This is a genomic window from Flavobacterium quisquiliarum, assembly GCF_019308285.1.
GTDB classification, from domain to species: Bacteria; Bacteroidota; Bacteroidia; order Flavobacteriales; family Flavobacteriaceae; genus Flavobacterium; species Flavobacterium quisquiliarum.
In genome coordinates this window covers 583,882-593,866 of sequence record NZ_WWEM01000031.1, presented here as the reverse complement: position 1 = coordinate 593,866, position 9,985 = coordinate 583,882, and the positions used below count along the sequence as shown (strand labels likewise).

Sequence of the window (9,985 nt, the reverse complement as noted above, 5' to 3'; positions counted from 1 at the left end):
TAAAACAAAAAAATCCGTATCAATCCGCGTTTTTGCGTACGCAAATCCGTTTCATCCGCGTGCCAATTGCCACAATAAAAAAAGCGTCCCTAAAATTAGAAACGCTTTCTCAGCCTTGTTTTTTGTTTATTCTTGGGAAGGAGGGCGATTTATTTATCGATTGAACCTAATACACGTTTCATGAACGTATTTAGAGCCTCTTTTTTGTCAGTTCCCTGCGCAACTAGTTTTTGTACTTCAAGTGCGCCGTACATATTTGAGATCAATTCGCCAATTACGTCTAACTCTTCGTCTTTAAGAGAAGGGATCTCAGTCATTGCTTCGAGAACTTCGATTGTTTCTATGATATAATCCTGATCGTTTTCTTCGATGAATTGCGTTAAATGCTTAATTACTGGTAATTTCATGTTGTGGAGTTTTAAATGATGAATTAAGCAATTGCGTTTACAAGATCGATTAAAACTTCTTGTTTATTAGTTTGCGTTTCACCAACTAATTGTCCGTTTACGAAAGTTGCAAATGTTGGCAAGTTGCTCACATTAGCTAATTTTCTTGATTCAGGAGAATTTTCTGCATCAACCAAAACAAAAGTGATAGCTTCATTTTCTGTTGCTAATTTTTTGAATTTTGGTTTCATAATACGGCAATTTCCACACCATGAAGCTGAATATTGTACTACTACTTTTTCGTTTTTAGCAACTAAATCTGCTAACGTATCTTCGTTTAAGTCAATTAACATAAGTTTATTTTTTAGACACTAAGTTGCTAAGGTTCTAAGATGCTAAGTTTGCTCTCGAACCGAATAACTTTGTGTGGATTTATTTTGATTTTTTTAAGTCATTGAGATTCTAAGATCTAAGTTTAATCTTAGAATCTCTCGACTTTATTGTAGAATGTATCTAAGGTTCGAAAGTTAAGTTAAGAAACTTAGCATATTAGAAGCTTAATTAGCGCTTAAGTATTCAGCAGTACTGATTCTGTCAGCAGACATAGCTTCTTTACCAGCTTCCCAGTTTGCTGGACAAACTTCACCTTTAGTTTGGATGTGAGTGTAAGCGTCAACCATTCTTAAGTATTCGTTTACGTTACGTCCTAATGGCATATCGTTTACGCTTTCGTGGAAGATTTTTCCAGTTTCGTCAATTAGGTAAGTAGCTCTGTAAGTTACGTTTGAACCTTCGATGATAACTGAATCAGTATCTTCGCTGTAGCTTGTAGATTCGATATCAAGAATACCTAAAATGTTAGCTAAGTTACGGTTTGTATCTGCTAAGATTGGGTAAGTAACACCTTCGATTCCACCATTGTTTTTTGGAGTATTTAACCAAGCAAAGTGAACTTCGTTTGTATCACAAGAAGCACCAATTACGATAGTATTTCTTTTCTCAAATTCTGGTAATGCAGCTTGAAAGGCGTGTAATTCTGTTGGACATACAAAAGTAAAATCTTTTGGGTACCAAAATAAAAGTACTTTTTTATTGTTGTTTACTGCTTCTTCAAAAATGTTGATTTTTAAATTGTCACCCATTTCTGAGATAGCATCTACTGCAATACTTGGGAATTTTTTTCCTACTAAAGACATAATTTTCGTTTTACGTTAAATATTTATTTCTGGTGCAAAAGTAGGGTAGAAGTGCAGGTTTTTACAATAAGATGTGATTATTAATATTTATAAGTTGATAAATTTTGACTATTTTGTTTTTTAACTTATTGAATTTCAATATTTACGGGTAAAACGCCGTCGAAATTATTTTTTTCTAAAAATTGAATTCCCGCTGTTTTTTGAAATTCTTCAAAATCCTGATATGCCTCAACCAGTCCTGAAGCCTTTTTCAGATTAGGAATTAATGGTAAAGAATATGGATTTCCGAAAACGTAAACGATACATTTTTTGGTTTGAAGTAAATCAGAAAGCAATTCTAAAACTTCATTGTCAATTTCAAAATTGTTGAGCGATTTTGCCTTTGGAACAAATAATGAAATTAAAATAGTTTCAAAATTTTCTAATTCTTTTTTGATAGATGAAATCTCTGAAACTTCTAAATTTTCAAAAGCAAATTCTGGAGAAGGTAATTCTGAATTTAAAGTTTTAAAGAAAGTATTTTCGGTTTTTTTATATAAGCTGAGCTTGGCTAATTTATTGTTTTTCTGCGCTTCAAAAGCCAATTCTGAACTGGAATTATCGATGATTTTAGTAATTGCATTTTGAGCAATTTCTAAATTTATTTTTGATGTTTTTTCGAAATCTAATTCGCCTGAAACAGCTGTGTTTCCAGAAAGAATTCCAGCTTTTTCTTTAGCTTTCATAATTCGGTTAAAACTTTCGAAAATACGGTCTGGAGAAGCATTTTTATAGATGGCTTCAATTCCTTCCGGAACATTTTCAGCAAAGCATAAAACATCATTTCCTGCATTAAAGGCTTCCCATTCTAATTGTCCTTTGGTTTCGTATAATTTAGAAACGCTGTGCATGTTTAAGGCGTCAGAAATTACCAAGCCTTCATAACCTAATTTATTGCGTAAAAGATCTTGAATAACCACTTTTGATAATGTTGCCGAAGTATCTTTTCCGTCATTTAAACTTGGAACAGCCAAATGTCCAATCATAATCGAATCGACATTGTTTTCAATTCCTTTAATGAATGGGTATAATTCATTTTCCATTAATTCTTCTAAAGTTTCCTTTAAAACAGGTAATCCTAAATGCGAATCGACATTCGTATTTCCGTGTCCGGGAAAGTGTTTCAGACAGCCTAAAACGCCTATTTCCGACATTCCTTTTAAATATTCAACAGCAAAATCGGCTACTTTTTCTTTGTTTTCGCCAAAAGAACGATACCCAATAACCGGATTATTTGGGTTATTGTTGATGTCTGCCAAAGGCGATAAGTTGTACTGAATTCCCGCTGCTTTTAAATCTAAACCAATTTGTTTTCCAACTTCGTAAACCAAATCGGCTTTGTTTTCTGGCAAAGCACCAAGAGTGATTGCATAAGGATATTGCGGTGTTTTTTCGATACGCATTGCTAAACCCCATTCCGCATCAATACTAATTAAAAGTGGAGTAGAAGCAGCTTTTTGATAACGAGTAATTAATGCTTTAATTTTTTCGTAACTGTCATCGTTGAAAACGACTTTTTTCTTGCTTTCATAATTGGTTGCAGCGCTCGCACGACTATGAAAAAAGGTTAATCCACCAATGTTATATTCTTTGATTAAACGCTCTGTTTCCTGAATGTTTTCTTCGGTATCGTTGATAAATACGGCTGGAAAAAAGAATTGTCCTATTTTTTGTTTTAATGCTTCGGCAGTGATTTTCATTATTATAAAGTCTTTTTCATGCAGACACTATTATCCATTTTTTCATAAGGTGGATAATTTGGAATGATGGTGTAATTTAATTTTTGATATAAGTTGATGGCTTCCGGCTGATTTTTGCCAGTTTCCAAAATGGTATAAGTATAACCGACTTCTTTAGCCCAAATTTCCAATTCGGCTAAAATTTTTGATGCAATTCCTTTATTTCGAAAATCAGGATGAACATACATTCTTTTGATTTCGGTTTTGTCGCTTTCTTTTTCGCGAAAAGCGCCACAACCAACTGGAATATCATTTTCGTAATAAACGATTGTATGCTTTATTTTATCTGTTTTGTTGTACTGATTATAAAAAGCATGATCGTCTCCATCTCTAATTGCTAATTCTTGATCTAATAAAGCAACCAGATTTATAAAATCAATATCGTCCGAGTTTGTTCGTTTTATGTTAATCATGATTTTATAGCTTTTCTGTTTTTGTATTAATTTTTGAACAAATAGAAATAGTTTTAGAGTAAAGGCATAGCTATGTTTGGAGAAACTAGTTTCTCTTTTTTTCTCTTTTTAAATAAAATAATTCTATGTTTCTATGTGTTTAAAAAACTATTTCAATTTTGCCTTCTTTTGTTTAGCCAATTGCTTTTGGGTTTCAATGGCTTTTTCCAATCGGTTTTTGAATCTGAAAAGCTTTGGAAGTCCTTCTAAACGGTCTTCGATTGTGATTTCTTCGTAAACCAAAATGGCTTTTTCTAAAACCCTAATTTCGTTTTCAAGATCGTTTTGGTTTTTGTAGATTGTTGCCAGTCGATCGTACGGATGATTTCCTTTAAAGCTTTCTGCGACATTTTCTTCATATAATTCAATTGCTTTTTCAAGATTTCCATTTTTCTCGAACTCAGTTCCTTTCAGATTTCGTTCGGCCTGCAAATTTTCATTGATTTCCATATGTAAGAGTTTGATTTGGGGTTTAAACTTCTTATGATTTTTTCCCAAAATCTTTCGGGAAAACTAAAAAACGTGATAAAATAAGACCTGGAATTGTCGCTATTAAAACCCAAATAAAAAAGTTTTGATAGCCTAAAAATTTCTGAATATAACCGCTCAACATTCCCGGAAGCATCATTCCTAATGCCATAAAACCAGTTGCCAATGCATAATGTGCTGTTTTGGATTCTCCTTCGGCAACATGAATTAAATACATCATAAATGCTGTAAAACCAAAACCGTAACCAAATTGTTCTAAAATTACGACGGCATAAATATAATAAATTGATGTTGGGTGAAAAAATGCTAATAAAATAAAACCAATAATGGGTAAATGCATAGCCAAAAACATTGGAAACATCCATTTGGTAAGGCCATGTCTGGAAATAGCAATTCCGCCTAAAATCCCGCCTAACGTTAATGCTGCAACTCCAAATGTTCCGTAAATAATTCCAACGGCTTCCGTATCTAATCCCATTCCGCCAAGTTCTTTTCCATCCAATAAAAAAGGACTTAACATTTTAAGCAGTTGTGATTCTCCTAATCTGAAGACCAGAACAAAGGCTAGGATTAATCCGATTTGTTTTTTCTTGAAGAAACTGATAAAAATGGTTCCAAAATTTTGATGAGGAGTTTCTTTTTTGCTTTCTACAGCATTGATTTCATTTTTTGGTGTAAAAATGAAGTTGTAAGCTGTAATGAAAGTCATCAATAAACCAACGAAAATCATAGTGTAAGACCAAGCTTTTGTATTGTCGCCATATTTATGTTCCAAATATCCGGCAAAAAGTACCACTAATCCGTTTCCTGCAAGCATGGAAAGTCTGTAGAAAGTACTTCTGATTCCGATAAAGAAAGATTGCTTGTCTTCTGGTAAAACCAATAAATAGAAACCGTCAGTTGCGATATCATTGGAAGCCGAAGCAAAAGCGGCAACCCAGAATATGGCCAGCGACATCATGAAAAATCCGTTGGTTGGAATGGCTAATCCAACCAGTAAAAAGGCGATTGAAATTAATAACTGCATTGATAAAAACCATTTTCTTTTGGTTCCGATTAATTCAATAAGCGGACTCCAAAGCGGTTTTACTACCCACGGAAGATATAATAAACTGGTGTAGACTCCGATATCTTCATTTGAAATTCCCAGATTTTTGTACATAATTACGGAAACTGAAATAATTATGGCATAAGGCAATCCAGATGCAAAGTTCAGAAGTGGAATCCAGAACCAAGGTTTATTATCTATTTTCATTTGGTTGTGCAGGTGTATAGTTTTTAAAAGGTTTTTTTAGATCGATTGTAGTTGGCGAGCTTTCGTTGGCGTAATAATCAATGAAAGTTACAGCACAGGCTTTATAAAGGTTTAGTTTTCCACCAGCAATTGAGAAAGTAATTTTTCCGTCAACTTCTTTTACGGTTACTTTTTCAACAATTTTTGTAGCATCGTTAATGTCGATTTTTGAGATATGATCGCCTCCATAAACCACCATATAACGAACTTTTGTATTCAGCGGGCTTTTAAAAGTGAAATTATAACGGATGCTATCTTTGCTGTATTCAATCACTCTTGGCGTATCAATAATTACATGTCTTAAGTTCGGAACTGCTGCGGGAAGCGCTGGATATTTATATTGATTTTCTTCTAAATGACGAACCACATCAAAATTCTTACCCATGAACCATTTTGAGCTGAAATAAGCACTTCCGGACACGTTTTTAAAGGTTCTCAGAAAATCAACCTGTGTTGGGATTTCGGTCATAAAGTTCCAGCTTTTATCTGAGTCGCCTCTAATTTTATAAGAAGCGTGACCAATGTAAATAGCTGTGTTTTTTGCATTTTCTGACCACCACTTTACCAATTTGGAGTAAGATGCTCTTGTATTGTTCATACTCCAATACAATTGAGGCAGAATGTAATCAATCCATTTTTGATCCATCCATAACATTGGATCTGCGTATAAATCATCGTAATTAGAAGTTGACTGTGTTTCAGAACCTCTTGGATCCTGAGACTTATTTCGCCAAACTCCAAAAGGACTAATTCCGAATTGAACCCAAGGCTTACTGTCTTTTATGGTTGTCGAAATAGTGTGTACAAAATTGCTCACATTTGCACGACGCCAATCAGCACGGCTTAAACCTGCACCATATTTTTGGTAAGAAGCGTTGTCGTTAAATACTTTCCCGGGAACAGCATACGGATAAAAATAATCATCAAAATGAATGGCATCAATATCGTATTTGTCGACGACTTCTTTAACAACTTTTGTTAAATGCGCCTGAACTTCTGGTAAAGCTGGATCGTAATAATATTTTCCGCCGTATTCAATCATCCATTCCGGATGTTTAAAAAGATCATGTCCCGGACTTAAAAGGTTTTTGTTTAAATCAAAAGTCGCACGATAAGGATTTAACCAAGCGTGAAATTCAAATCCGCGATTGTGCGCCTGCTCAATCATCCATGCTAATGCATCGTAATATGGATTTGGAGCTAAACCTTCTTTCCCCGTTAAAAAACGAGACCAAGGCGCAAATTCAGAAGGATAAATGGCATCGCCCACACTTCGTACCTGAACGATTACGGCATTGTAATTTAATTTCTTGTATGATTCTAAAATCTCAAGATAATCAGCTTTTTCTTTCTCTACGTTATCAATGCTTGTTTTTGGCCAGTCAATATTGACTACGGTGGCGATCCAAACACCTCTAAATTCGTTTTTAGGATGCATTGTATTTTCCTGTGCGGCAATCGTCGAAACGAAAAATATAAATAGAAAAGAGAATATTAAATACTGATTTTTATGCATTTCAATGTTTTTTAACAAAAACCAAAAGTAGTTTTTTTAGATGATTAAAGGAAATTTAAATTTCGCAATAATAATACCATTCTTTCTGAAATACTAAACTTTGAAGATCAATTTTCTTTTATACAAAATCCATAAGATAATTGACCAGAAAAGGGCATAAGCCAGCGCATAAACCAAAGATGCGTTTAATGGATTTTCAAAATGAGGAACAATTCCGTATTGGTATAGGTAAGCTTGAAAACCAATTTCTTCGCCTCCAATTTCCGGATTTTGCATTTTTATAGAGCTCATTACCCTCGGAATTATTCCAGAAAAGTAAAAGACAATCATTGGATTTACACCCCAGATTAAAAACAATTTGGCCCACTTTTTATAATTTGCCACATCGATAATATAATAGAGCAACGTCAAACATAAAGTAGCAATTCCGCCTGTATATAAAACATAAGAACTTGTCCAAAGAGATTTGTTAATTGGGAAAATAATATTCCAAAGTAATCCAGAGATTAGTAAAACAATTCCGGCGATTGCCAGTTTTTTTACGATTTCTATTTTAGAAACAGATAAATTTAAAATTTGCCCAATAAACATTCCTGTAATTCCAGTTGCTATGGCTGGCAGAGTACTTAAAATTCCTTCCGGATCCCACGTTTTAGAAACGCTCCAAAGGTGTCCGTTTAAAAGTAAATTATCTAACCATGCCGCCAGATTGGTGCCTTTTTCAAAGTTGGCTTCTCCAATTCCTGGAACAGGGACAAAAGCCATCAGCAGATAATATCCAACCAGAATTGAACCTGCAATTATAATCTGTGTTTTTAAATTGGTTTTTAAATACAAAAGAGACGTAAAGAAATAGACAATAGCAATTCGTTGTAAAACACCTGGAATTCTAGTGTCTTCAAAGTGTTCTAAACCGCTGTAGGCTAAAAATAATAATACCGCTAAGATTCCGAAAACAAGATAGGTTTTGACTTTTAAGCTGAAATCTCCCAAAAGCGCATAAGCGATTCCGAAGAAAATAACGAGTCTTAGGGCTAAATGAGGAAAGCCTTCCAAACCAAATAAATGTATTCTGCCGAAAAAAGCTAAAGAAAATCCCAAGCAGAAAATGCGAAGTGATCGAACTAAAATTTTATTAAAAACAGCACCATCAAGATGTTTAACCGGCATGGCAAAAGGGATTGCTGTTCCCATAATAAAAACGAAAAAAGGAAAAACTAAATCGGTTGGGGTACAGCCGTGCCATTCTGCATGTTCTAATGGCGGGTAAATAGAAGACCAGCTTCCGGGATTGTTAACTATCGTCATTAGAAAAATAGTAAATCCTCTAAAAACATCCAGTGAGGTTAAACGTTCTTTTGTCATGGTTTTGGTTATTAATAGTTTATTGTTTTTTTTAAATTTTCAAACACATAGAAACATAGATTTTTTTTATTTCTTTTTAAAAGAATAGGGAAGAGAAACTCGTTTCTCCGCACATAGCTCAGCGTTGTTAGCTTTGTCAAAGCTTTCGTAGATAAAGGCATAACTTGCTATGTTTGTTTAAACAAGTGAAGCGCCTTTGTGATATTCTAAATTCTATGTCTCTATGTGTTTAAAAATATTTAATCCGGCATTGAAATTTTCCCCATAGTTACTGATGGAATTTTTACAGAATTAAATTTAAAATCGCCCCCAGCAACAGTTTCATTGGCTAAAACAGCAAACAGAATCGCTTCTTTGGCATCACTGTTAATTCCTAAATCATCGCTTTTGAAGAAAGAGCAAGGCAGTAATTCTTTTAACCATTGTACGATTAATGGATTATTGGCTCCGCCGCCGGAAAGATATATTTTAAAGTCTTCAATTGTATAAGAAGAGTTTTTAACAGCAAATTGAATCGCTTCTGCAATTGTTTCAGCAGTAAAACGTGTTAAAGTAGCCAGTAAATCGGGAGCTAAAATATCGGTAAGATTACTTTTTGAAAGTGCTAATTCTACATATTCAGCATTAAATAATTCCTGCCCGATCGTTTTTGGGAAACCTTTTTTGAAAAATGCATTGTCTTTCAAATTGTCTAATAAAATCTGATTTACATTTCCTTGTTTGGCTATTTCAGCATCTTTATCGTAGCTTTTGTCTAGGAAATATTTCTTCACAAAAAGATCAATTAAGGTATTTCCTGTTCCAGTATCGGTTACAAAAGTATCTTCATTTTTTATGTCTGATGGCAGGTAGGTAAAATTGGCAATTCCGCCAATGTTCAGCATAATTCTGTTTTCGCCTTCTTTTCCAAATAAAAAATAATCGCCATAAACGGCTAACGGAGCACCTTCGCCACCCGCAGCAACGTGTTTTTGTCTAAAATCCGACAATGTGATAATTCCCGTTTTTACGGCAATATGATCTCCGTCTCCAATTTGCAAAGTAGCATTTGGAAATTTTTCCTGCTGATGCAAAAACTTTGGAGCATGCAAAACGGTTTGTCCGTGAGAAGCAATTAAATCAATTTCTGAAGCGGGGATATTCCATTTTTCTAAAGTTTCATTTACCATTGAAGCATGAAGCAAACCAATCCATTCGTTGAGCAAAGCCAAATGCTGAAAATCGATATTTTTCTGAGCAAAAACTTTACGAATTTCTGTTTTGATTTCTTCAGAGTAACTAATCGTTTCAAACTGAGTCAGCTTTACATTGGTATTTACGCCAGATCCTGAAATTTCGCATAAGGCAATATCCAATCCGTCGAGAGAAGTCCCCGACATCAGTCCAATAATGCGTTTCGTTTCCTTTTGAGCAATTTGATAAAGTGCTTCAATATTTTTGTTCATGAAAGTTTGTTTAAAATGCTGCTAAAGTTAATTAGTTGGGAGCGATTAATTTTATTAAACACAT

Annotated in this window: 10 protein-coding genes; all 10 read right to left on the bottom strand. The window is 34.2% G+C overall.

Features of this window, described 5'->3' with window-relative positions; all coding sequences use genetic code 11:
- Positions 1-149: 149 nt before the first annotated feature.
- Complete coding sequence (locus GSY47_RS14960; protein ID WP_008462029.1) at positions 150-407, bottom strand: DUF6952 family protein; 258 nt, start codon at positions 405-407, stop codon at positions 150-152.
- 23 nt (positions 408-430) lie between these two features.
- Entirely contained in the window at positions 431-739 is a 309-nt protein-coding gene (locus GSY47_RS14955) for a thioredoxin family protein (RefSeq protein WP_007805605.1), read from the bottom strand.
- 204 nt (positions 740-943) lie between these two features.
- Positions 944-1,582: a peroxiredoxin gene (locus GSY47_RS14950; RefSeq protein ID WP_012024184.1), complete on the bottom strand. Its 639-nt coding sequence runs from the start codon at positions 1,580-1,582 to the stop codon at positions 944-946.
- A gap of 125 nt (positions 1,583-1,707) precedes the next feature.
- The gene (locus GSY47_RS14945) at positions 1,708-3,321 is read right to left on the bottom strand and encodes a glycoside hydrolase family 3 protein (RefSeq protein WP_179006712.1); all 1,614 of its coding nucleotides are present in this window, start codon (positions 3,319-3,321) and stop codon (positions 1,708-1,710) included.
- 2 nt (positions 3,322-3,323) lie between these two features.
- Positions 3,324-3,773 (bottom strand): GNAT family N-acetyltransferase, encoded by a 450-nt coding sequence (locus GSY47_RS14940; RefSeq protein WP_179006714.1) that lies wholly within the window; start codon positions 3,771-3,773, stop codon positions 3,324-3,326.
- Between the two features lie 147 nt (positions 3,774-3,920).
- Positions 3,921-4,262 (bottom strand): tetratricopeptide repeat protein, encoded by a 342-nt coding sequence (locus GSY47_RS14935; RefSeq protein WP_179006716.1) that lies wholly within the window; start codon positions 4,260-4,262, stop codon positions 3,921-3,923.
- Between the two features lie 31 nt (positions 4,263-4,293).
- Positions 4,294-5,556: an MFS transporter gene (locus GSY47_RS14930; protein WP_179006718.1), complete on the bottom strand. Its 1,263-nt coding sequence runs from the start codon at positions 5,554-5,556 to the stop codon at positions 4,294-4,296.
- Positions 5,543-7,111, bottom strand: a complete 1,569-nt coding sequence (locus GSY47_RS14925; RefSeq protein ID WP_179006720.1) for a family 10 glycosylhydrolase — start codon at positions 7,109-7,111, stop codon at positions 5,543-5,545. Before GSY47_RS14925 ends, GSY47_RS14930 begins: the two co-directional genes overlap by 14 nt.
- Positions 7,112-7,204: 93 nt before the next feature.
- The gene (locus tag GSY47_RS14920; RefSeq protein WP_179006722.1) at positions 7,205-8,476 is read right to left on the bottom strand and encodes an acyltransferase family protein; all 1,272 of its coding nucleotides are present in this window, start codon (positions 8,474-8,476) and stop codon (positions 7,205-7,207) included.
- A 239-nt stretch (positions 8,477-8,715) separates the two neighbouring features.
- Positions 8,716-9,921 carry an anhydro-N-acetylmuramic acid kinase gene (locus GSY47_RS14915; RefSeq protein ID WP_179006724.1) on the bottom strand — a complete coding sequence of 402 codons (1,206 nt, stop codon included), beginning with the start codon at positions 9,919-9,921 and terminating at the stop codon, positions 8,716-8,718.
- Positions 9,922-9,985: the final 64 nt, after the last annotated feature.

Excerpts from the sequence above, each read along its gene's own strand:
- GSY47_RS14960 (WP_008462029.1), bottom strand. The coding sequence starts at position 407 with ATGAAATTACCAGTAATTAAGCATTTAACGCAATTCATCGAAGAAAAC.
- GSY47_RS14955 (WP_007805605.1), bottom strand. The coding sequence starts at position 739 with ATGTTAATTGACTTAAACGAAGATACGTTAGCAGATTTAGTTGCTAAA.
- GSY47_RS14950 (WP_012024184.1), bottom strand. The coding sequence starts at position 1,582 with ATGTCTTTAGTAGGAAAAAAATTCCCAAGTATTGCAGTAGATGCTATC.
- GSY47_RS14945 (WP_179006712.1), bottom strand. The coding sequence starts at position 3,321 with ATGAAAATCACTGCCGAAGCATTAAAACAAAAAATAGGACAATTCTTT.
- GSY47_RS14940 (WP_179006714.1), bottom strand. The coding sequence starts at position 3,773 with ATGATTAACATAAAACGAACAAACTCGGACGATATTGATTTTATAAAT.
- GSY47_RS14935 (WP_179006716.1), bottom strand. The coding sequence starts at position 4,262 with ATGGAAATCAATGAAAATTTGCAGGCCGAACGAAATCTGAAAGGAACT.
- GSY47_RS14930 (WP_179006718.1), bottom strand. The coding sequence starts at position 5,556 with ATGAAAATAGATAATAAACCTTGGTTCTGGATTCCACTTCTGAACTTT.
- GSY47_RS14925 (WP_179006720.1), bottom strand. The coding sequence starts at position 7,111 with ATGCATAAAAATCAGTATTTAATATTCTCTTTTCTATTTATATTTTTC.
- GSY47_RS14920 (WP_179006722.1), bottom strand. The coding sequence starts at position 8,476 with ATGACAAAAGAACGTTTAACCTCACTGGATGTTTTTAGAGGATTTACT.
- GSY47_RS14915 (WP_179006724.1), bottom strand. The coding sequence starts at position 9,921 with ATGAACAAAAATATTGAAGCACTTTATCAAATTGCTCAAAAGGAAACG.